This window comes from Bacillus sp. T33-2, from assembly GCF_002860205.1.
Lineage (GTDB): Bacteria > Bacillota > Bacilli > Bacillales > Cytobacillaceae > T33-2.
On sequence record NZ_PGVB01000021.1, the window covers coordinates 84,434 to 106,925 of the forward strand.

Consider the following 22,492-nt stretch of genomic DNA (forward strand, 5'->3'; position numbering starts at 1 on the left):
TTGACAGCGGGTTTGAGTACGATAGTTTCAAGGGGGAAAAACGATGGTTCAAGTTGTTGATAAAAGAAACAGGGTGGTCCAAAGAAGGTTTATTTTAGCTGGCTTATCAGCCACTTTTCTATTAATCATAATTAGTATTTTGATTGTTTTCTATCCATTTGCTTCATCAGTGAAAGAGAATTACTTTAAAGGAGAAAATCCGGTTATCTACAAGGGCAAACAGGCCGGAAACGCTGTTATCGAGGGCAATTCGGTGTATGTTCCACTTAATTTCATGACAAAGCTGGATGAAACAATATTTTTTGACAACAAGTCAAACTCCCTCATTATTACCACTTCTGACAAAGTGGTGCAGATGCCAACCGATTCTTTGACCTATTTCGTTAATCAAAATCCGGTACAATTACAGGTTCCGCCTTTAAAGGCGAAGGATGGCAGCCTGTATGTGGCGCTTGATCCCATTTTAAGCTTTTATCCGATCCAGTATGAAATTATAGAAGGAACGAATGCCGTCTGGATCAACCGCGACGGGGAACAGCTTCAGTCCGGGAAAATCACGCCAAAAGACATAAATAAAGAAAAACTCAGGCTCCGTAAGAGCCCCAGCCTTCAATCATCTTACACTGCCCAGCTTAAAAACAATGAAACTATCTTTATAGAAGGCGAAAAAGAAGACTACTATTTTATCAGGAGGAAAGACGGTGTTGCCGGGTATATGGAGAAGGAATTAATCCAACATGGTGATTCAACTAAAATTTCTATCAAACATGCACAAAACAGCATAACTCTCCCGAAAATAAAAGGACCCATCCATTTAACATGGGAGGCAGTGTACACAAAGAACCCGGATCCTGGAACATTGCCGGAGATGCCGGGGGTGAATGTCGTTTCACCAACATGGTTCCATTTATCATCTTCTGATGGGAATGTAAAAAATATGGGCTCTCCTGAGTATGTGCAATGGGCAAAGCAGCGGGGATACCAGATTTGGGGCCTGTTCAGCAATTCGTTTGACCCTGTCATGACCCATGAAGCATTCAAGGACTATGAAACAAGGCAAAAGATCATCCGGCAACTGCTTCATTACAGCGAAATGTTCCATCTTGACGGCATAAACCTGGATATAGAAAATGTAAACAAAGAGGATGGGCCACTAGTCACCCAATTTGTGAGAGAGGCTACTCCGTATTTTCATCAAGCAGGCTTGATTGTTTCCATGGATATTACATTTATGTCGAGCAGCGGCAATTGGTCCGCCTTTTATGAGCGTGAAAAGCTTGCCGAGGTTGTCGATTATTTGATAGTGATGGCCTACGATGAGCATTGGGGGACTTCACAGGTGGCCGGAAGCGTATCAAGCCTTCCATGGGTCGAAGAAAACCTTGCCGAGCTGCTTAAAGTTGTCCCAAATGAACGGTTAATCCTTGGCGTGCCGCTGTTTGCAAGACTGTGGAAGGAGCAGCAGGCGCAAGATGGCAGCATGCAAGTGACTTCTGAAGCAATGGCTATGGAAAAAGCAAAAAAATGGCTGTCTGACAACAAAATAAAGCCAGTGTACGATACAGAAAGCGGCCAGAATTATGCTGAGCTCTTTGTTGAAAATGAGAATGTGACCTATAAGATATGGCTTGAAGACGAGCTTTCCTTACAAAAAAGGGCAGAGCTGGCACAAGTCTATGAGCTGGCAGGGATTGCAACATGGTCCCGTTATTTTGCTGACCAGTCCGCATGGGTTGCCCTCCAGGTACCGGATGGAAGCACAGTGACCAAAAAATAGCCATCAGGAAAAAAATCCAGATGGTTGTCGTTTTTTTCGAAAACCCGCCCCATATACAAGTCAGACTAACAAACAGGCATATTTCTGCCTCAAATCATATTCATAGGGTAAAATAGGGATGAAAGCACCTTATCTTGAGGAGTGGTTTTTATGGCAATTGAAAATCCAAGCAGGGAAGAGATCGGGAAAATATTAAAAAAAGCAAAAAGGATTGCTGTTGTAGGATTGAGCGATAATCCGGAGCGTACTTCCTATATGGTTTCAAAAGCAATGCAGGATGCAGGGTATGAAATTATACCGGTCAATCCGACAGCTGATGAAATCCTTGGTGTAAAATCTGCCGCATCACTTAAAGAAATCGAGGGACATATCGACATTGTCAACGTATTCCGCCGATCCGAATATTTGCCAGGTGTCGCAAAAGAATTTGCTGAAATCGATGCGGATGTATTCTGGGCCCAGCTGGGTCTCGCCAACGAAGAGGCATACGAATTTTTAAAAGAAAAGGGTTATACAGTCATCATGGACCGCTGCATAAAGGTAGAGCATGCGTTGACGAAATAACATGTACCGCGGGATATTCGCTCCCGCGTTTTTTTTGTAAAATATTAGAAAAGGAGAAGATATGATTGAAAGGCAGCATGGAGGCCGATTTTGGGCATAAAAAATACACTTGATTGTCAGGCAAGTGCGTGGTACTATGAGACATAGTCTGTGCATTTTTTTGATCGAAAAATGCATACATATATAATTACCTATAATAACATTATCATATATGTATGCAAATGTCAAATACGATGACTTATTTTTTCTTGGGAGTGGTCTTGATGGGTGAAACAACCAATAATGAGCTTCAACAGGAACAGCAAAGGGTCAATGCCATTGTAAACGAAATCGGAAGAAAACAGCAAAGACTGCAGAAGTATGCCAGCAAAGTAGGATCGGATACGCTCCACCTCAGAAAAACATTCTGGGAAGATGTCACTGTGAACCTGGAGGAACTGGACGATGTTATCGAAACATTTGCCAGCATGAAACAACAGGCAGAATTGCTTTCAGAGAGGGAACGCACCCATACCCAGATCGATAAACAGCTGCGGACACTTGACAGGCTTCGGAATGCACCCTACTTTGGAAGGATTGACTTCGCGGAAGAAGGGCAAGCATCAGCGGAAATGATTTATCTGGGCATCTCATCTTTCATGGACGAATCTGATGAAAATTTCCTCATTTATGACTGGCGCGCCCCGATTTCCAGCATGTATTACGATTATGGACCAGGGCCGGCACAGTATGAAACCCGGACTGAAACAATTAAGGGCGAGATGGCTTTAAAAAGGCAATTCGTGATTCGCAACTCCAATATTAAAGCGATGTTTGATACAGGTGTTACAATCCGTGATGAAATGCTACAGGAAGTGCTCGGCAACAATGCAGATGCCCAAATGAAATCGATTGTAGCGACGATCCAGAGGGAACAGAACCAGATCATCAGGAACGAAAAGAACCAGCTGGTCGTTGTCCATGGCGTTGCCGGAAGCGGCAAGACCTCTGCTGCAATGCAGCGGGTCGCATATTTGCTGTACAGGTACCGGAACATCATTAAGTCCGAAAATATCATGCTTTTCTCTCCTAATCCGCTTTTCAACAGTTACGTAGCCACAGTCCTGCCGGAGCTGGGTGAAGAAAATATGCAGCAGGCTACCTTTCAGGAGTTCCTGAATTCTCGTCTCGGCAGCGATTACGATGTCGAGGATCCGTTCAGCCAAATGGAATACCTGCTTGCTGACACAGTAGATGAAAACTATGAAACAAGAATTGAAAGTATCCGGTTCAAGACCTCCCTCGAATTTAAAAAACTGATTGATCAATACGTCGGGCATTTGTCCGTGGAGGGCCTGATGTTTAAAGATATTAGATTCAGGAAGCGGGTGCTGGTCAGCAAAGAAGAACTGTCAACATACTTTTACTCTCTGAATGCTGATATTTCGATTCCCAACCGGATTCAGCTGGTGAAAGAGTGGCTTTTAAAGGAATTGAGGAAGCTGGCAAAGCAGGAAAGGACGAAGGAATGGGTCGAAAATGAGATCCAGCTGTTGGAAAAAGAAGAGTATATGGAGGCTTTCAATCACCTTCTCGAGAAAAACAGGTTTAGCCAGGACACGTTTGACGATTTTGACAGGGAACAGCGAATTCTGGCTGAAATGGTTGTCAATAAACGATTCAAGCCACTCATTTCCTCTGTGAAAAAATTGCATTTCCTTGACATAAAATCAACCTATCTCAGGGTATTTGAAATAACTGACAAAATGCTTCCCGAGAAATGGCAGGAAATTGGAACCCTTACTATAAAAAATTTAATCGAAGGTCTGCTACCTTACGAAGATGCGACTCCATTGATTTATATGCAGGATTTGATAGAAGGGAGAAAATCGAATACAGCGATCCGCCATGTGTTCATCGACGAGGCCCAGGATTATACTCCATTTCAATTCGCGTTCATCAGGATGCTTTTTCCGTATAGCAAAATGACTCTTCTTGGCGACTTGAACCAGGCTATTTATTCAGGCCCGGCTGGATCGGAGTCGATTTTATCCGGTGAAGGGCTCGATTATGATGATAAGGAAACGTATATTCTAACGAAAACATATCGCTCTACAAAGCCAATTGTAGAATTTACGAGGCAGCTGATCCAGGGTGGCGAGCAAATAGAACCGTTTAACAGAAGTGGCAGCAAACCAACGATTGCAGTTTCTGAAAATCGGGCTGATTTAATCGCTAATGTGAGCCGCCGCATCAAGCTTCTCCAAATCACAGGCCACAATACGATCGCGGTCATCTGCAAAACGGCAGAAGAAAGCAAAAAGGCTTATGAAGCAATAAAAAGGGAATTTGACGCACGTCTGATCGAAAAAGGGACCCTTAACTATGAAAGCGGAATTACGGTGATTCCCGCTTATCTTGCAAAAGGAATCGAATTTGATGCTGTCCTCATTTTTGATTCATCCCGGTATTCAAAGGAAAGCGAACGAAAGCTGTTTTATACTGCTTGCACCAGGGCGATGCATGAGCTCCATCTCTTTGCGGAACAAAGCTTGACACCACTGCTGGCTGACGTCAAAGAAGATTCCTATGAGGTTTTATAGGCAAAACCAAAGCGCTCTTCCTTCAACTCCGGAAGAGCGCTTTTTTTACTGAAATAAATCCCGCAGCCTTTCCCTGAATTTTTGTCGCCGGGATTTGCTGTCTTCTGCTGATTTTAACGAGTTGTTGACATCGATCAGCCCAGACCCGAAATCATTGTCTGGTCCACGGCCGCCCATGTCAATTGCAGAGTTTTTGATGATTTTCATCACTTCTCTGTTTGAAAGCTCGGAATTTGCTGACAGGATCAGGCCGGCCAGGCCAGCAACATGAGGCGCCGCCATTGAAGTCCCAGAGAGGGCAGCATACTGTTTTTTGAAATAAGTGCTTGGAATATAAACACCTGGAGCCGCGACATCGATATAATCGCCGTAGTTGGAAAAGTCTGCCCTTTTGCCGTCAAAATTAAGCGCTGAGACACTAAGCACTTCCGGATAAGAAGCAGGATATGTTGGCTGGCTTGAATTGTCATTCCCTGCAGCCGCCACCAATACCACATTGTGTTTATAAGCATACCGGATAGCTTCCTCAAGAACCTCCGAACGCTGGTAATTGCCAAGGCTGAGGTTGATGACGTCAGCTCCATGGTCTACCGCCCAGAACAATCCCCTGGCGATGTCAAATGTGCTCCCATATCCTTCTGCACCCATTGCTTTAATAGGCATAATCTTATTAAACCAGGTAATTCCGGCGATTCCCTCCTTGTTATTCGTTTCAGAGGCAATAATTCCTGCAACATGGGTACCATGGCCATTATCATCATCCGGATGACTGTTGTTTTCCAGGACATTATATCCTTTTACAAGCCTGTTTTTTAAATCGGGGTGATCCAGGTCAACCCCAGTGTCCACAATCGCGATTTCAATACGCTTGTTGCCCCTGGATATGTTCCAGCCCTTTTCGGTTTCGATGGCAGGCAGGTTCCACTGATATTTTTCCCTGTAATACACGTCATTGGGCATCTTTATATCATTTTGCATAAGAATAAAGTTAGCTTCAGCAAACTCGACATTCGGCCTTGTGTTAAAATAATCAAGCAGGGCGGGAGTATCAAGGCTTTCGGACCGGAAAATATATGTCGAATTCAGGCGTTTGACCACTTTTCCGTTAATGTCGTTTGTTATGTCATCCAATTCGTCAGAAGTCGGCTCTTCGATAAAATCGACTGCCGCTTCATGGTCATAATAGTGGCTTGCATCTCTTTTGTTATGGTAAATGGCCTTGATTTCTGGATTTTGGTTTAATCTGTTTTTAATATTTTCTCCATTCTGTATGTTATTGACGCTCATATTTACCAGGTTCCCTGAATTGTTTTGTAGCCTGGCGATTTGCTCACCTGATTGGACTGTCGCGCCACTCTCCCAGTCTTCCCCCGCGTCTTCTTCCTTGAAAAGGAGTGACGACGCGGCAATAACCAGTATAACGAGCACACCCGCAAGTAAATAAGCTCTGTTTTTTCCCATGTTTCCACCCCGTTATGTTCTTCTTGTCATTAGCTTGCAAAAGCAGGGGGGAATTTAACGAAGGGAATGTCTGGAATCCTTATTGCGGCAAAAAATAACATATCCACTGGAGAATCCCGAAAAATCGTACCCAAAATCGTTACGATTTATTACAAATTTAGAAAATCAATTTGCCAAATCTTTATAAATCGCTACAATTAAGCATAGACGTCTTTTCAAGATGTGGTAAAATATACTGCGAGAACAAACGTTCCATTCATTTAATTGTTGTTTTTTTAAAGGATTCATATGTCCTTGAAACGAATAGTTAAACAAATCATTGACAACATAGATAAAAATGTCAATGCTCGTCTGTTAGTTATGAAAGGGGTATTATTGTGGCACGAAATCTGCAAGCTTTTGATTACAACGATGATGCCATCCAGGTCCTCGAGGGCCTTGAAGCGGTCCGTAAAAGGCCGGGGATGTATATAGGCAGCACTGATACTAGAGGCCTTCACCACCTTGTTTATGAGATCGTTGACAACTCGGTGGACGAGGCTCTTGGAGGATTCGGCAACCATATCATTGTTAAAATACACAAGGACAATTCGATCAGCGTCCAGGATAAAGGGCGGGGCATGCCGACCGGAATGCATAAGCTCGGAAAACCTACGCCTGAAGTCATTCTTACTGTGCTCCATGCCGGGGGAAAATTCGGGCAGGGTGGGTATAAAACGAGCGGAGGGCTCCATGGCGTAGGTGCTTCGGTGGTGAACGCCCTTTCAGAGTGGCTTGTTGTAACGATAAAAAGGGACGGTTTCATATATGAGCAGCGGTTCGCAAACGGCGGGAAGCCGGTTACCACTCTTGAGAAAACCGGAAAAACAAACCAGACTGGGACGACGATCCATTTCAAACCGGATCCGGAGATTTTCTCCACACTCACTTACAACTATGACACGCTGTCAGAACGCCTGCGGGAATCGGCATTCCTTCTAAAAGGACTAAAAATCGAAATCATCGATGAACGCCATAATGTGAAGGATGTTTTCCACTTTGAGACGGGAATCCAGGCGTTTGTTGAGTATTTAAATGAAGAAAAAGATGTGTTGCACCCTGTTGTCAGCTTCGAGTCTGCATTTGGGGGCATTGAAGTTGATTTTGCTTTCCAATTTAATGACGGATACTCCGAAAACGTCCTTTCTTTTGTCAATAATGTGCGCACCAAGGACGGAGGAACACATGAAGCCGGTGCTAAAACGGCGATGACAAGGGTGTTCAATGAATATGCCAGGAAAGTCGGCTTGTTAAAAGAAAAGGACAAAAATCCTGAAGGGGCTGACATTCGTGAAGGGCTAGCCGGTATCGTATCGGTCCGGATTCCTGAAGAGCTGCTTCAATTCGAGGGCCAGACAAAAGGAAAGCTAGGAACGAGTGAAGCCCGCTCCGCCGTGGATTCGGTCGTATCTGAACAACTATCTTACTTTTTGGAAGAAAACCCTGATATCAGCTCCCTGTTAATTCGTAAAGCAATCAAAGCCTACCAGGCGCGGGAAGCAGCCCGAAAAGCACGCGAGGATGCGCGCAGCGGCAAAAAGAAAAAACGCTCTGATGCCATGCTTTCAGGAAAGCTTACTCCAGCCCAGTCAAAAAATCCTTCTAAAAATGAATTGTATCTCGTTGAGGGTGATTCCGCCGGAGGATCCGCGAAGCAGGGGCGCGACCGCAAATTCCAGGCCGTCCTTCCTTTGCGTGGAAAAGTCATCAATACGGAGAAAGCCAAACTTCAGGACATTTTTAAAAACGAAGAGATCAATACGATTATCCATGCGATTGGAGCAGGGGTAGGCACCGACTTCAGTCTTGAAGACGTAAATTACGATAAAATTGTGATCATGACCGATGCCGATACAGACGGAGCCCATATCCAGGTACTGCTGTTGACCTTCTTTTACCGCTACATGAAGCCGCTGGTGGAAGCCGGCAAAGTTTTCATTGCCTTGCCTCCGCTTTATAAAGTCAGCAAAGGCAGTGGAAAGAAAGAAGTAATCGAGTATTCCTGGAGTGACGAAGAACTCCAGGCAGCAATCAAGAAAGTGGGAAAGGGCTATATGATCCAGCGCTATAAAGGTCTTGGCGAAATGAATGCCGACCAGCTCTGGGAAACAACGATGAATCCTGACACCCGGACATTGATCCGCGTCCGGATTGATGATACTGCGCGCGCTGAACGAAGGGTTACCACGCTGATGGGCGATAAAGTAGAGCCCCGGCGCAAGTGGATTGAATCAAATGTGGCCTTTGGGCTTGAAGAGGAAGGCAATATTCTCGAAAATGAAAATATTTTTGTGACAGAGGAGGTAACTGACCTATGAGCTCAGTAGAGCAATTTCGTGACCTCCCTTTAGAAGATGTACTAGGAGACCGGTTTGGGCGTTATAGTAAATACATTATCCAGGAACGTGCGCTGCCTGATGCAAGGGACGGACTGAAACCGGTGCAGCGCAGGATTCTTTACGCAATGCATGTTGAAGGTAACACGCACGAAAAAGGATTCAGGAAATCTGCGAAAACCGTCGGAAACGTAATCGGTAACTACCACCCGCACGGCGACAGCTCTGTTTATGATGCGATGGTGCGGATGAGCCAGGAGTGGAAGGTCCGCAACCTGCTCGTCGAAATGCACGGAAACAACGGAAGCATCGATGGTGACCCGCCGGCGGCAATGCGTTACACGGAGGCCAGGCTGTCTGCGATATCATCGGAGCTGTTAAGGGACATTGACAAGAAAACGGTTGATTTCATACCGAATTTCGATGACACCTCCAAGGAGCCAACTGTACTGCCGGCCATGTTTCCGAACCTGCTCGTCAATGGTTCTACAGGAATATCTGCAGGGTACGCGACCGATATCCCGCCCCATTCACTGGAGGAAGTGATTGACGGTGTCATCATGCGAATGGACAAGCCTGAATGTACGATTGAAGACTTGATGACAGTCATTAAGGGACCTGATTTCCCTACTGGCGGGATCATCCAGGGGGTTGATGGAATCCTTAAAGCCTACCAGACAGGCAAAGGCAAAATCATCATCCGCGGCAAAGCCGAAATTGAAGATATCCGGGGCAGCAAACAGCAAATTGTTGTAACGGAAATCCCTTATGAAGTAAACAAAGCAAACCTGGTAAAAAGAATTGATGAATTCCGCCTCGACCGTAAAGTGGAAGGAATCGCCGAAGTCAGGGATGAAACGGACCGTACGGGCCTTCGTATTGTGGTAGAGCTTAAAAAAGATGCCGATGCCGCTGGAGTGCTGAATTATCTTTATAAAAACAGCGACCTGCAGGTGACTTATAACTTTAATATGGTGGCCATCCATAAAAAGCGGCCCAAACTGATGGGACTTGCTGAGCTTCTGGACGCATACATCGAGCACCAGAAGGAAGTCGTGACCAAGCGTTCACAGTATGATCTGCAAAAAGCGAGAGAAAGGCAGCATATCGTCGAAGGATTGATGAAGGCACTGTCGATTCTCGATCAGGTCATCGCCACGATCAGGGCTTCAAAGGACAAGCGTGACGCGAAAGATAATTTGATCAAGGAATTCGCGTTCACAGAACCACAGGCTGAAGCGATTGTTTCTTTGCAGCTTTATCGATTGACAAATACCGATATCACTGCCCTCAGGGCCGAATCTGAGGAGCTTGCAAAGAAAATTGACGAACTGGCAGCGATACTCGACAGTGAGAAAAAATTATTTTCTGTCATTAAAAAAGAATTGAAGGACGTCCGTAAGCGATTTGCAGACGGACGCCGGACCAAAATCGAGGCTGAGATCGAGGAGATCAAAATAAATCTTGAAGTGCTTGTCGGCAACGAAGATGTCATCGTCACTGTGACAAAGGATGGATACGTGAAGCGGACCAGCCAGCGTTCGTTTGCCGCCTCAAACGGCCTGGACTTTGCGATGAAGGATACCGACCGGCTCCAGGCGCAGCTTAATATGAACACAACGAATGTGCTGCTGCTGTTCACCAGCAAAGGAAATTATTTATATCTGCCAGTGCATGAGCTTCCTGACATCCGCTGGAAGGATCTTGGCCAGCATGTCGCCAACCTTGTGCCGATTGAGCGGGATGAGCAAATCATAAAAGCGGTTCCTGTGACAGATTTTGAACAGGATGCCTATCTCCTGTTTGTGACAAAGAACGGCATGGTCAAGAAAACCGAATTAAGACAATACAAAGCGCAGCGTTACTCCAAGGCTTTGACTGCAATCAATGTCAAAAGTGGTGACGAGGTCGTCGACGTTCATGTGACAGATGGCACAAAAGACATCATTATGGCCAGCAATCTTGGGTATGCACTCTGGTTCAATGAAGAGGAGGCTGCACCGATTGGCATAAGAGCCGCTGGTGTCAAAGGGATGAACCTGAAAGAGGGAGACTTCGTGATCGGCGGGAAAGTAATCGACGATCCAGTAAAGCAGTCTGTGATTATCACAACCCAGCGTGGTGCAGCCAAGAGGATGAAGCTCTCCGAATTCGAGAAATCATCCCGGGCCAAGCGGGGTGTTGTCATGCTAAGGGAGCTGAAATCAAATCCGCACCGCGTGACCGGCTTTGAAGTAGTCAAAGGGGAAGACCTGGTATTTGTCCAAACCGAAAAGGCCCAGGCGGTATCCTTCCCGGCAGCAGAGCTGAGATTTAGCGACCGTTACTCAAACGGCTCCTTCCTTGTAGATGAAAGTGAAACCGGAAAGATTACTGGTTTGTGGACAGTCGAGAAACTAGCTGATCCAACTGAACCAGCGAACAATGGTTCATGATGTTCAAAACATTGGGCTTCATCAAGAGGCAGAACAATGGCTAGTGCAGCTTTATGCACGGACAGAACAAAACCCCGATCACCACCATGGTTGATCGGGGTTTTTGCTTACAAAATCTTAATAGAGGACATTCTTTCCGGAATAAACATAAAAACTTACATTTTTTGTTAATCACCACACGTGAATCAACCCAGGCACTATTAATTAAGCGAAAACGGGCATGAATTAAGCGAAGAAGCAACTAATTAAGCGAAAAAACAATTACTTACGCGAATATCGAGCCCGATTAAGCGAAACTACCAATCCCCAGCGCCATTTGTTATTTCAAAGTAACATCATTGGAAGATGCTACTTTGATGTGCTGCTTAACACCTCACCTATAGGGGAATTTGCAATATTTTTCTCATGGTTTAAAAGCCACTCTTTGCGCCATAATTCTCCCGTATAGCCTGTCAGCTGTCCTTTGGACCCAAGCACGCGGTGACAGGGAATCACAATGAAAATCTTGTTTTTGCTATTCGCATTGCCGACCGCCCTCACTGCCTTTTCTTTTCCCAGCATAGCCGCAATTTCACTGTAAGAATAGGTCTGTGCAAAAGGAATCCCTTTTAGTGTCTGCCAGACTTGTTTTTGAAAATCCGTTCCATGTGTTTCAAGTTGAAGGGAGAAATCCGTGCGGCTTCCTTTAAAGTATTCATCTAATTGCATGATTGCCTGATTGATGATGGGATGATCGTTTGAGTCATCCTGCCGGGGATTGGAAGTGAACAACAAAGATAATAAACCCCGGTCTGATGCTTCAATTTCGATCAGCCCGATCGGTGATTTGTAATAACCTGTGTATATCATTACAATAACGACCTCCATAAATAAAAAGTTGCGTAAGCTTTCCATCCGGACCAATTGCCGGACCATGCATTGATTTCATCCAAACCAGGTTTTTTCTCCAGGTGGAGTATTCTTTTTAGAGCGTTGTGCAATCCGGCATCTGCCAGTGGAAATGCATCTTGCTGCCGGAGGCACCTCATCATGACATAGTTGGCTGTCCAGTTTCCTATTCCCCTGATTTCCGTTAAGTATTTCTCCATTTCTCCTATATTGCCGCGCTGTAATAAAGATTCTTTGGATAATTGCCCGTATGCCATTCGCTGGGCGATACCAATAATATACTCGGCCTTTTTCTGTGTGAATTTAAGAGAGGTGAGGTCATGTACTGTTAATTTGGCAATGTGTTCGAATGTTGGGAATAACCAATAAAGTGTTCCTTCAAATGCCACTGACTGCCCAAAGGTCTCAACAAAACGTTTTTTCAACAAATAGGCAACATGCAGGCTGACCTGCTGGCCCATGATTGCCCAGCAGAGCGCCTCGAATAAATCGGGCACGCCAACAAGCCGATGCCCTTTAAACCGCTCGACGACATGCTGAAGGATTGGGTCTGTACGTGCCATATCATAAAAAGGCTCAAGATTACGGTCGAGGTCCAGCCATTCAACGGTATAGAGGGCGGTTGCATTCCGTGCTTCAACACTAGGCACAATGCGAGGAAAAGAAACAGCCAGACCATTGCTGTCCTGCTGGACTTGGAAAATGACCGGTTCATGATTCAGCATTGCAACTTTTGATATAGTCCTGTCCTTAATATGATGAAGAATTTCATTAGGGTTTCGGTCCAAATAAATGAGGTATTCTTTAAAGTTAATATCATCTGCCTGGATTAGGACCTTGTTACCCTGATCTGTTATTTTCATGATACTGAAACGGCCCCCGTTATATTTTTTTGCTTGTTAATGCCCATCCTTGAAAAACTTCCGTAAAAATTCTGTCAGCCAGGTAATCATGCCACCACAAAACGATTTATGCAAGAAACTGCCCTCAATATCGCACAAACGATGATATGGCAAGGCTGGATTCCGGTAGTAAGAACCTATATGTTTTCTCTGTGGCAGATTTTCCGGTAGTCAGTTGGTGAACAGCCATAATGTTGACGAAACATGACGTTGAAGTGGGATGAACTTCGATACCCGACCTCATAGGCAATTTGCAAAATCGATAACGACGACTCTTTTAATAATTCCTTGGACTTTGTCAGCCGCATCCTGGCTATATACTGATTAGGAGTTAATCCAACTTTTTCTTTAAATGTTCGTTGGAGATAATATTTGCTCATGCCGACTTCCTTTGACAGCTTCTCCAGGGTAATAGGTGAGGAGTACTCCTTTTCTATAATGTCGCGCGCTCCAGCTACAACCTCTCTTTCGTCTGGAAGCTCGTGCAAATCCGGCCGGCATCGTTTGCAAGGACGAAAACCGTGATTGATAGCCTCTCTGGACATTTTGAAGAACAAGACATTTTTCCGATCAGGAGTTCTTGATTTACAAGATGGCCTGCAAAAGATGTTGGTCGTTTTTACTGCATAGAAGAACAGGCCATCGTATTTTGAATCACATCTTTCAACAGCCTCCCACATAAAATCTTCGTTCATATCTTCACCACCTAACTCTTTTTTAACATATGAATATCACTATTTTCATTCTGAATCTTGCTATTTAATTTTTCATTGTCAATCAATCTTTTAATATTGCTCACTTTTTCAAAATGCAAATCTTTTTATATTTTAGCTGTTCATTGCCCTCAATTCAGATTCGCAGTGAATACTTGCATGTTTTTTCCAAAAATGGGCAACGTAAATTAAAATACTGCATGTAAGGGGGAGCTTTATGAAAAAAGAATTTTTGTTGGCCATTGCTGCATTCTTCTTCATGTCTGCATCAGCCATAACTGGGGTCTATGCAGTTGAGCAGGAACAAAAACCTGGGATCAAGACAATTTCCAAAAAACGGGTGGATGTAACCGGTGATGGCCTTAAAGATACTGTTTATTTAAAAGGAATTCCTTTTGATGAAGGAGCGTTGTTCTTAAAAGAAGTGTTTTTGGAAATCAGCGCTTCTGACAGGAAAATGTATCGTATAGACCTGGAAGGTGGCTACGAGCCTAAAATAACTTTTAAAGACCTTAAGCATGACAAAATCAAAGACCTGTTTGTTGACATTCCTACTGGCGGAAGCGGAGGATTGTCGAATTTTTATTTGTATTCACTTAAAGATTTTACCGTAACTGACCTCACTGTGCCAGAACCTCTGGCTACAACAAGCCAGTTTGACGATGGCTATAAAGCAAGCCTGAAAATCGACGAGACAGGGGAAGCCTATACATTCGACTTGAGCAGCCGAAAAGCGGATTACGACAGGATAGGCCTGTACCATAACGGAAAATTGAATGAACCTACTGAACTAATGGTTTTACCTTACGGAACTTTAAAACCCGTAAAGGTCAGTGGCAATCAATATGGGCTGAAGGGTGTCCAGCGGGTAAGCGGGGCTTACAACGCTGATGGAATAGCCTACTTACAATCTACATGGAATTTTGAAAACGGGAAATGGAATTTAATCGACGCAACATTGAAGAAAATGCTGCCCCGAAAGAACAAATAGGCAAGTGTAACGCAAATCGGGTCAAGAACATAGGTTATAGTAACAAAGGGATAAATGAGCTCTATATCCGCCGGTTACCATCGCTGATGATGTTATGAAACAGCCGGCTGTGAAATCAGGTTGAAACTTTGTGACAGCAGGGGAGGAAATGGCGTACCGCTCGGGGAATCCTCGTTGTCCAAAGATTCGATGACGAAAGGAGCGTCTTGCGATGAGCAAATTTCTTCCTGAGAATTTAAAGATAAAATATATCCCGCCTGCCACAGCGTTCGAGCCTGTCGATAAAAGAAAGTATTCTCTTACCTTTTCTGACAAGACTAAAGAACTGTTCTTAAGTATCGGGAATGTATATGATTTTGATGCGGTAAATCCAAATATTCGTGACGAAGTCCTGGCCGAGTGGATAACAAGAAACGGTGAATACCTGCTGCTTGGCAAGGTATATATCAACAGCGGGGAATTCGATGAAAAATATTCCCGGATCCGGTACATGATTTTCAAACGAGAATTGGATCTTGCTTTAACAGGAATTATTTTCGGTGATAAATCCCTGTTCAGTTACTATCCATGGCTGCTCGATTCACCAATCTATGTTCAGTTCGAATCGAGCTATCCGGAATTCAACCAAATCGGTTATTTTGGAACACCGCGAAAATATTTAACAGCTGCTTTTAAACAAGTTGTTCCCCAAACACAGGTATAGCCTGTGTTTGTTTTTGTAACAATTCAACCGCAATATTAATGACGCATCAGCCGCAAATCAGCCAGAAAGGGGAGGGGAGCAATAATCTTTCCCTGTCCAATGGCGAGCCCGGCGTGTTATCTGACAAAAAGATGATGCAGGGTAAGTAAGCACGAATTCAAAAGTGGCCGGAGCCAAACATTCCTGAAATACAAGCAGAAATTGGCGAAACAAAAAGTAAGCGCATAATAATATTATGTTAACAAATCTATAATGATAAGGATTAAGTAAACTGTCACAGGAGAATTTATGAAGATATACTCAGCAAAATTGTATAAAAAGAAAACTGTACCTGAATCGCAAACGAGATCGATCGAAATGTGAGTAAATCTACAAATGAGATAGTTAAAACAACTGCCATAATAAAATTTCTTTAAATAATGGTTGCTGAGCAAATAAGAACGTTTGTTATAGGAAAAGGAAAAAATTCATTCCAGAAATGCGACAATTTTAATTTTATCTCACTATCTTAAGTTTACTCAACTTATGAGACACTTGGTGATTTCATATATAGAACTTCCTAGAATTTATATTATGTAAACTAATAAATGATTATTTCTCTTTGCCATTCCCCTTTTAGTGACGAGCTTTCAAATGTAAATAGGCTGAAAAAGTAAGCTAGCACGCTTTCGTGCTGGCCTACTTTTCGTTCTTTCCACCGCCTGAAAACCATTACCCTTTTAAATCCATGACCATCAGTCTGTGTGTTTTTCAGAACTAACTTCCTGGCCTCAATTAACAAAATACTGTCATTTTAATTATGCAATATTATTTATGACGATAAATTTTCCTGCATGAATTGCTTGTTGAATCTGACGGTAAGTATAGATGGAGTGCTCATGTTCTACACCCTCCACCTTCTGATCCCATGTCACCTTATATGCAATTCCTCCATCAAATTCCGCGGTAAAAAGCACACCAGCACCAAGACCATTACATTCTTCCAATAGTGTTTCTGAGAGGATAAATACGAATTTGTCACTTAATGTTCTAGTGACATTATTACAACCCTGACACATCATTTGTTTCCTCCTTTTTCTTCACCGAGCAGACACGAAAACTGGTTGCAACCTGTTATGAACAAAGTATCTGTCATTTGGCAAATTTTTGGTCATTTTGCTTTAGCGGTTTGTCAGGCAAATTTACGATCGTTATTATGATTTATTTGTTCAGTATATTCTATCCACTTGATTTTGCTATACCTTAATGCCATAGTAGCGTTTATTTCATCCTCACTATCATGCATGAACATCATTGTGTTCGGCAACGTAATTCAAAAGAACAAACAATTCCTTAACCGCTCGCTTTCCAAATGACACTCAGCTTTTTTCATCTTTGGGAATGTAATTTCGAATATTTAAAGGCTAATGGTTGGAAAGTATTAAGGTTTACAGGAAGAGAATAAATACCGATATAAACCGCATTATTTGGAGGATAGAAAAGGGTCATAAAAAGAAGCCGAATTTTGGTCCGACTCCAAAAGAATGAAGATAATGTATATTGCCATGACTTTGTGCCACTTATGCCAAAGTTGAGTGCCACTAGTGCCAACGGCAGAGCCACCAATATAAGGGGTTCTGCAAATAGTCATTGATGACAGATTGTCACTTTACATGGAGCCTCTACGGGCATGGATCCCCAGCCAAAAAGCCAGCATCCATGAGGGCTGGCTGAGCCAACTAGGCTATCATGCCCGCCTCTCCAAGTAAAGTGCACGTCTTGTCCGTTAGAGCTTTCATGGGTGGCTCTCTCTATGGCAGAGGTGGCACTGGAATCTGTCCGATGTGGCACTGAAAAATGGCAGAGGTGGCACTTTTGTGTGGCCATATACAGATAATTATCAAATAACCTAAATGCTGTTCGAAATCATAGTTGAACAAAAAACTTCTCCATCCACATCCATGACTTCGAATTACTCTTATAGATGCGATGTCCTTGCGGTCAGAAAGGAGATCTCACGGGGTCACCGTACTTTCCTTCTAAACATGCCCAGCACCATCACTTGATAAGTGGTTTTCTACCCGGCTGATTCATGGGGCAGAAAACCACTACTATTCGTAGAGGACTTCCCATTATATTCGCATAGTCGCCAACTTATCCTGCCGCCGTGCTTCATACTTTTTGCATTTGGGTATGCGGTCTCTCGATTTTCCACATCTCCTCACGGTGATGCCCTAGATTAATCTTAACTAGTTGTATCAGCACTCTAGTGGAAAGCGTTTCACCTTCGTGAAAACAAGTTTTCTGGGATTAGGGAGTCGTGTTTACCGAAATAACGTACTCCAACCTTTAACAACTCATTCCGTGCAGGTTTCCTGCACGAGGTACGACTGCCCGTCGCACAAAAAAAGAAGCTGCCCTCAGAACAGCTTCTTTAATACTAAAATATTTTAAAATTAATTTCTCACCATGCCATGAGGATCGATGACAAATTTTTTCGATGCTCCACGGTCAAACTCCGCATATCCACTTGGAGCTTCATCCAATGAGATTAATGTAGCGTTAACAGCTTTGGCGATTTGCGCCCTGCCACTTAAAATAGCATTCATTAGATCCCTGTGATATTTCATAACTGGTGTTTGCCCAGTAACAAATGTATGAGCCTTCGCCCAGCCTAATCCCAAGCGGATCTTTAATGTGCCGTGTTTGGCATCATCGTCAACTGCTCCTGGGTCTCCAGTTACATACAGTCCAGGAATACCTAATCTTCCCCCTGCTCTGGTGACTTCCATTACTGAGTTCAATACGGTTGCAGGAGCCTCACCTGATCCTTCACCATGCCCATGCGCTTCGAAACCAACGCAGTCTACAGCGCAATCAACTTCAGGTGATCCCAATAGTTGATCAATTTGTTCACCAAGATTTGCATGTTCACGTAAATTCACTGTTTCACAGCCGAAGCTGCGGGCTTGGGCCAAACGTTCTTCTACCAGATCACCTACAATAACTCTGGATGCCCCTAATAGCTGGGCTGAATGCGCTGCGGCTAACCCAACAGGACCGGCACCTGCTATATAAACCGTTGCACCTGGTTTTACCCCAGCAGAAAAGGCACCATGAAAACCTGTCGGGAAAATATCAGACAACATAGTCAAATCAAGAATCTTTTCCATGGCTTGGTCTTTATCCGGGAACTTCAAAAGCTGGAAATCTGCATATGGAACCATTACATATTCGGATTGACCGCCAACCCAGCCTCCCATATCTACGTATCCATACGCTGATCCTGCACGATCCGGATTCACGTTTTCACACACATGTGTGTTCAGTTCTTTACAGCTTCTACAACGGCCACAAGCAATGTTAAAAGGAACGGAAACTAAGTCTCCCTTTCTAATGAATTCAACATCGCTTCCTACTTCAATAACCTCTCCTGTGATTTCATGGCCTAAAACTAAACCACTCGGTGCTGTTGTCCTTCCCCTTACCATATGCTGGTCGCTTCCACAGATGTTAGTTGTTACAACCTTCAAAATAACACCATGATTACACTTTCTGCCAACGTTCAATGGATTCACTCCAGGGCCATCGCGTAGAACCAATTCCGGATAACTAATATCCCTTACTTCTACTTCTCCTGGTTTAACATAGACTACAGCACGATTTCCAGCCATACAAAAATCACACTCCCAAAAAATAATGGTGCAACAAGTTTTTGTAAGCGTTTTCACTCTATGATTTATTATACTATTTATTCAAAATATTACAAATAGAGATTTTGTAGATTTTTTAGATATTTAGTCGAGTAGCACCCCAAATATTTGATAAAAAATAGGAAAGGCAGCAAATGTACGAACCATATCTGCTGTCACTTTAAGATCATCATATGGAAGGTGTTCGCTCTCAGCCCCTGTTCCCACTCCTACAAATAGCACTTGTTACCTTGAACAAGCAGTAGCCTTGAAGGCGATTGCTTTTGATAAAACGGAACGCTGACAAAAGGAGTCCCTGCAGTTACGGATATTGTGACATACGGTATCTGTATATATCCAAGGTAAAGTTGTCGCTCTGCTTTCTCTCGCAGTGTAGCTTTTGGCAACGAATTACGCCTAACATTGTCAAACTTCAGGCCAACACAACTTCTACAGCCTCAGATTCGCTTGGATAAGGAAAAGCAAATTTGAATCGATTATTTGAGTAGGTTTTTTCTACGGTATGAAATCATAATTAGTTTACTGTTTTCTACGTTCTTATTCACATATTTACTTCTTATGTACAGACAATAAAAGAAAAGCTTGGTCACGGTAAAAGCCTAACATAGCCCACCAATTATTGACAATACAGCAATCATAAGTGAACAAATTAATTCAGAATGTGTAATTATGCACAAGTCACTACACCTACTGGGTTCGATTTAGACACCCTGGGAATTTTTCGGTTCAACCAGAGCTAGAAAAAGCGAGATAAATAAGAGGTGACAAAATGATAACCTGGCTAGATGTTTGCATCCGTTCCATTGTATTTATAGCTATTTTATTTTTAATCACAAAATTAACAGGAAAAAAACAAATTTCACAACTTTCCTTTTTTGAATATGTATCAGGTATTACAATCGGTAGCATTGCGGCTGAAGTAATGATGGGCCTTGAGAAAAATCTTCTCCACGGTATTATCGGAATTGTACTGTTTGGGGGCATTACCTATTTAGTAGACGTTATTTCTTTAAAAAGCAAAAAATTTCGGGAGTTTGCGGCAGGTAAAGAAACGCTTTTTATCAAAGATGGAAAAATCATGGAAGATAATTTAAAAAAGGAACATTATACTATAGATGAATTAAACTCTTTACTGAGGCAGAATAATGTGTTTAAAGCAGCTGATGTAGAGTGTGCAATACTAGAGCCAAACGGACAGCTTAGTGTTCTTTTGAAAAAAGAGAACCAACCTTTAACTCCAAAGACTGTGAATATGAGAGTCTCAACTGAAAAAATGTCCCAAACTGTTATTATGGATGGCCAAATATTGGATGACGCGCTTGCAAAAGCGGAGGTTAACAGGGAATGGCTTAAAATTGAACTTGAAAAGCGTGGTGTAACAGTTGAAACTGTTTTCATGGCTCAAGTTGATTCAAATCGTGAGTTAACTGTCGATCTTTATGATGATAAAACAAATCTCCCATACCGGAAAACACATTGATGTAGTAGCGTGAAGATTTACTCATCCAAACAACATCATCATAAATTTTACAGGTGCCATTTTAAAGTGAAAACATCCAATCACTCCTCAGTTCTTTAGTTATGCTCGAAACCAACATTAGACTTTTGATAAAACAAATGTTCCTCAATAAGAAAAGCGATCCCATGTAAAGAATCGGCAGAACCAGCAAACAATCGTGACCGATCCGTCAGCGAGACGACATCCGAGACTTGAAGAACCATAATATTCCGGTTCCACAGCCCACTGACGGCGAATCAAAACCAAATACAGTTCACTTTTTAAATGTAGTTGACAAAGTTCGATGGTGGGAGGAAATCATTCCTCCACTATTACCTCATTAACTGTTAAAGGGGTCAGATAGAACTCTAAATATTTTTTTATATAATTTAGTAACAGCTTCATCACTAAGGTAAGTTTCTATTAATTCTTTTTCACCATTAATAGCTTCCCCTCTCGCTTTTATAACAGCTTGTGTTATCTCATCTGCATAGTCGTAAATTGTCTTGTACATAGTTATCACCTCTACAGCGCAATCAAACTAAATGCTACCATGTTTCGGTTGAGCAGGTCGATTTTTGGAATATGTCAATGTATCAAAACAATAACACCGTATTCAATCTAGTGCTTCTTATCTAAGATTGTATGAGGAACCTGAATATTTCACAACAGGCCACTTCTGCTTGCGTAAAGAAGCGTTTAATTCTGATCCAACATTTCAGTTACTTTGAACTAATTCTTTAGGAGTCAATGCCATCCATTGATTCAGCGACACGTCTTCATATCGGTCGCTTTTGAACATTTCTAAAAACCATAACGTTTCAGTACCCGTGTTTTGAATATAGTGTCCAGTAGCAAAGGGGACATATCCGACATCGCCAGCTCTATAATCAAATGTACGGGCAGTATCGTTTCCGATAAATACAGTCATTCGGGCTTGACCGGTAAGGTAATACTGCCACTCATCGTTATTGGGATGCCAATGAAGCTCCCTCATTCCACCCGGCTCAATCTCAACGAGTGCTGCCGCGATTGTTTTTTAAATTGGGAAGTTTGAAGAGTCGTACACTACCACCAGGAGTCCTGAAGGCTGTTTGTTTCAACAACTCGTGCTTGAAGGTTAAAGGAACTACTCCGAAGGGTGACTGGACTTCCTGATTTTCCAGTGGACCTGGAACCTCTCCCTGAGAGATATATACCTGTTGAGAAGGAATCGAGTTAAAAGCACTCTCTGGCACTCCGAAATTAGCCGAAAGAACCTCTTTTGGAGTATGTGCAAACCAATCGGAAATGGATAGGGTCGAAAGATCGGAAAAGTTTCCGTCATCGAAGACGAGCAGAAATTCGCAATGTTGCAACCCTTGAATGGAATGTGGGATACCTGGAGGAAAGTACCAAAGATCACCTGGGCCAACGTCAGCAATGAAATTTCGGCCATGTTGGTCCACCGCGGTGATCCGTGCCCGTCCCAACAGCATATATATGACCATTCGGCTTATTTATGCCAATGGAGTTCGCGTACTCCGCCCGCCGTTAAGCTCATATTCACTCCGCAAGAGTGGTCGCTATCGGCAGTTCTCTGACAGTATCTCCCGGGACCATCCACCATGTTTTAATACCATGGAAGTGTCTGAGAATGAGAACCTTAAATTAGGAACCAATCCAGCGTCAGTTATAGGTGGAACGAGCATATCAGGATTTTGAATATCCCTCATAATATTATGAAGGCCCCGCATCAATCGCTCCTGCACCATCAGGTCGGATAGGCTGTGGCACGCGACCGTCAGCTAGAATTATCGATCGGTTTTTCATCAAGCATGCACCCCATTAATGAAACGTATAGGAAATTTCTTAATCGCATGGGCTATGTCCCTGTCCCGAGAATTAGTAAATTAACCACAAGAGCATTTA

14 protein-coding genes and 2 pseudogenes are annotated in these 22,492 nt (G+C 43.1%); 8 read left to right on the top strand and 8 right to left on the bottom strand.

Going from position 1 to position 22,492, the window contains the following annotated elements; translation table 11 throughout:
- The first annotated feature begins 43 nt into the window (after window positions 1-43).
- The 3 genes from CVD19_RS14885 (at window position 44) to helD (ending at window position 4,923) form a co-directional block, all read left to right on the top strand.
- Window positions 44-1,777 carry a glycosyl hydrolase family 18 protein gene (locus CVD19_RS14885; RefSeq protein WP_101582666.1) on the top strand — a complete coding sequence of 578 codons (1,734 nt, stop codon included), beginning with the start codon at window positions 44-46 and terminating at the stop codon, window positions 1,775-1,777.
- 156 nt (window positions 1,778-1,933) lie between these two features.
- Entirely contained in the window at window positions 1,934-2,341 is a 408-nt protein-coding gene (locus CVD19_RS14890) for a CoA-binding protein (protein ID WP_180953646.1), read from the top strand.
- A gap of 263 nt (window positions 2,342-2,604) precedes the next feature.
- Window positions 2,605-4,923, top strand: coding sequence for an RNA polymerase recycling motor HelD (gene helD / locus CVD19_RS14895; RefSeq protein WP_101582672.1), 2,319 nt, complete (start codon window positions 2,605-2,607; stop codon window positions 4,921-4,923).
- A gap of 45 nt (window positions 4,924-4,968) precedes the next feature.
- Here helD and CVD19_RS14900 read toward each other — a convergent pair whose 3' ends face one another.
- Window positions 4,969-6,384: a S8 family peptidase gene (locus tag CVD19_RS14900; RefSeq protein ID WP_101582675.1), complete on the bottom strand. Its 1,416-nt coding sequence runs from the start codon at window positions 6,382-6,384 to the stop codon at window positions 4,969-4,971.
- A gap of 377 nt (window positions 6,385-6,761) precedes the next feature.
- On the opposite strand from CVD19_RS14900, the gene parE reads away from it, so the two are divergent.
- Together parE and parC are read left to right on the top strand one after the other, a co-directional pair.
- Window positions 6,762-8,741, top strand: a complete 1,980-nt coding sequence (gene parE, locus CVD19_RS14905) for a DNA topoisomerase IV subunit B (protein WP_101582678.1) — start codon at window positions 6,762-6,764, stop codon at window positions 8,739-8,741.
- The gene (gene parC / locus CVD19_RS14910; protein ID WP_101582680.1) at window positions 8,738-11,194 is read left to right on the top strand and encodes a DNA topoisomerase IV subunit A; all 2,457 of its coding nucleotides are present in this window, start codon (window positions 8,738-8,740) and stop codon (window positions 11,192-11,194) included. The genes parE and parC overlap by 4 nt, the downstream gene beginning before the upstream one ends.
- A 348-nt stretch (window positions 11,195-11,542) precedes the next feature.
- Here the strand turns inward: parC and CVD19_RS14915 are convergent, their stop codons facing one another.
- The 3 genes from CVD19_RS14915 to CVD19_RS14925 all read right to left on the bottom strand — a co-directional run bounded on the left by CVD19_RS14915 (window position 11,543) and on the right by CVD19_RS14925 (window position 13,679).
- Entirely contained in the window at window positions 11,543-12,043 is a 501-nt protein-coding gene (locus CVD19_RS14915) for a methylated-DNA--[protein]-cysteine S-methyltransferase (RefSeq protein WP_142383537.1), read from the bottom strand.
- Complete coding sequence (locus CVD19_RS14920) at window positions 12,043-12,945, bottom strand: DNA-3-methyladenine glycosylase family protein (protein WP_101582682.1); 903 nt, start codon at window positions 12,943-12,945, stop codon at window positions 12,043-12,045. The genes CVD19_RS14915 and CVD19_RS14920 overlap by 1 nt, the downstream gene beginning before the upstream one ends.
- Window positions 12,946-13,121: 176 nt before the next feature.
- Window positions 13,122-13,679, bottom strand: coding sequence for a bifunctional transcriptional activator/DNA repair enzyme AdaA (locus tag CVD19_RS14925; protein ID WP_101582685.1), 558 nt, complete (start codon window positions 13,677-13,679; stop codon window positions 13,122-13,124).
- 235 nt (window positions 13,680-13,914) lie between these two features.
- Between CVD19_RS14925 and CVD19_RS14930 the strand changes: the two genes are divergently transcribed.
- Both CVD19_RS14930 and CVD19_RS14935 read left to right on the top strand, forming a co-directional pair.
- Window positions 13,915-14,688: a hypothetical protein gene (locus CVD19_RS14930; RefSeq protein WP_101582688.1), complete on the top strand. Its 774-nt coding sequence runs from the start codon at window positions 13,915-13,917 to the stop codon at window positions 14,686-14,688.
- A 211-nt stretch (window positions 14,689-14,899) separates the two neighbouring features.
- Window positions 14,900-15,391, top strand: a complete 492-nt coding sequence (locus CVD19_RS14935) for a staygreen family protein (protein ID WP_101582691.1) — start codon at window positions 14,900-14,902, stop codon at window positions 15,389-15,391.
- A 797-nt stretch (window positions 15,392-16,188) separates the two neighbouring features.
- Here the strand turns inward: CVD19_RS14935 and CVD19_RS14940 are convergent.
- Window positions 16,189-16,452, bottom strand: coding sequence for a hypothetical protein (locus CVD19_RS14940; RefSeq protein WP_101582695.1), 264 nt, complete (start codon window positions 16,450-16,452; stop codon window positions 16,189-16,191).
- Window positions 16,453-17,826: 1,374 nt separating this feature from the next.
- Window positions 17,827-19,044, bottom strand: a complete 1,218-nt coding sequence (fdhA, locus tag CVD19_RS14945) for a formaldehyde dehydrogenase, glutathione-independent (RefSeq protein WP_101582697.1) — start codon at window positions 19,042-19,044, stop codon at window positions 17,827-17,829.
- Between the two features lie 808 nt (window positions 19,045-19,852).
- Between fdhA and CVD19_RS14950 the strand changes: the two are divergent.
- A pseudogene (locus tag CVD19_RS14950) lies at window positions 19,853-20,533 on the top strand (DUF421 domain-containing protein); the annotation flags it as partial.
- Window positions 20,534-20,921: 388 nt separating this feature from the next.
- Here CVD19_RS14950 and CVD19_RS24810 read toward each other — a convergent pair.
- Both CVD19_RS24810 and CVD19_RS14955 read right to left on the bottom strand, forming a co-directional pair.
- Window positions 20,922-21,095, bottom strand: coding sequence for a hypothetical protein (locus CVD19_RS24810; RefSeq protein WP_180953638.1), 174 nt, complete (start codon window positions 21,093-21,095; stop codon window positions 20,922-20,924).
- A gap of 117 nt (window positions 21,096-21,212) precedes the next feature.
- Window positions 21,213-22,393, bottom strand: a pseudogene (locus tag CVD19_RS14955) (oxalate decarboxylase family bicupin).
- Window positions 22,394-22,492 lie beyond the last annotated feature (99 nt).

What these genes read in the sequence shown, in the direction of transcription:
- CVD19_RS14885 (WP_101582666.1), top strand. Translation starts at nt 44, where the DNA reads ATGGTTCAAGTTGTTGATAAAAGAAACAGGGTGGTCCAAAGAAGGTTT.
- helD (WP_101582672.1), top strand. Translation starts at nt 2,605, where the DNA reads ATGGGTGAAACAACCAATAATGAGCTTCAACAGGAACAGCAAAGGGTC.
- CVD19_RS14900 (WP_101582675.1), bottom strand. Translation starts at nt 6,384, where the DNA reads ATGGGAAAAAACAGAGCTTATTTACTTGCGGGTGTGCTCGTTATACTG.
- parC (WP_101582680.1), top strand. Translation starts at nt 8,738, where the DNA reads ATGAGCTCAGTAGAGCAATTTCGTGACCTCCCTTTAGAAGATGTACTA.
- CVD19_RS14915 (WP_142383537.1), bottom strand. Translation starts at nt 12,043, where the DNA reads ATGATATACACAGGTTATTACAAATCACCGATCGGGCTGATCGAAATT.
- CVD19_RS14920 (WP_101582682.1), bottom strand. Translation starts at nt 12,945, where the DNA reads ATGAAAATAACAGATCAGGGTAACAAGGTCCTAATCCAGGCAGATGAT.
- CVD19_RS14925 (WP_101582685.1), bottom strand. Translation starts at nt 13,679, where the DNA reads ATGAACGAAGATTTTATGTGGGAGGCTGTTGAAAGATGTGATTCAAAA.
- CVD19_RS14930 (WP_101582688.1), top strand. Translation starts at nt 13,915, where the DNA reads ATGAAAAAAGAATTTTTGTTGGCCATTGCTGCATTCTTCTTCATGTCT.
- CVD19_RS14935 (WP_101582691.1), top strand. Translation starts at nt 14,900, where the DNA reads ATGAGCAAATTTCTTCCTGAGAATTTAAAGATAAAATATATCCCGCCT.
- CVD19_RS14940 (WP_101582695.1), bottom strand. Translation starts at nt 16,452, where the DNA reads ATGATGTGTCAGGGTTGTAATAATGTCACTAGAACATTAAGTGACAAA.
- fdhA (WP_101582697.1), bottom strand. Translation starts at nt 19,044, where the DNA reads ATGGCTGGAAATCGTGCTGTAGTCTATGTTAAACCAGGAGAAGTAGAA.
- CVD19_RS24810 (WP_180953638.1), bottom strand. Translation starts at nt 21,095, where the DNA reads ATGTACAAGACAATTTACGACTATGCAGATGAGATAACACAAGCTGTT.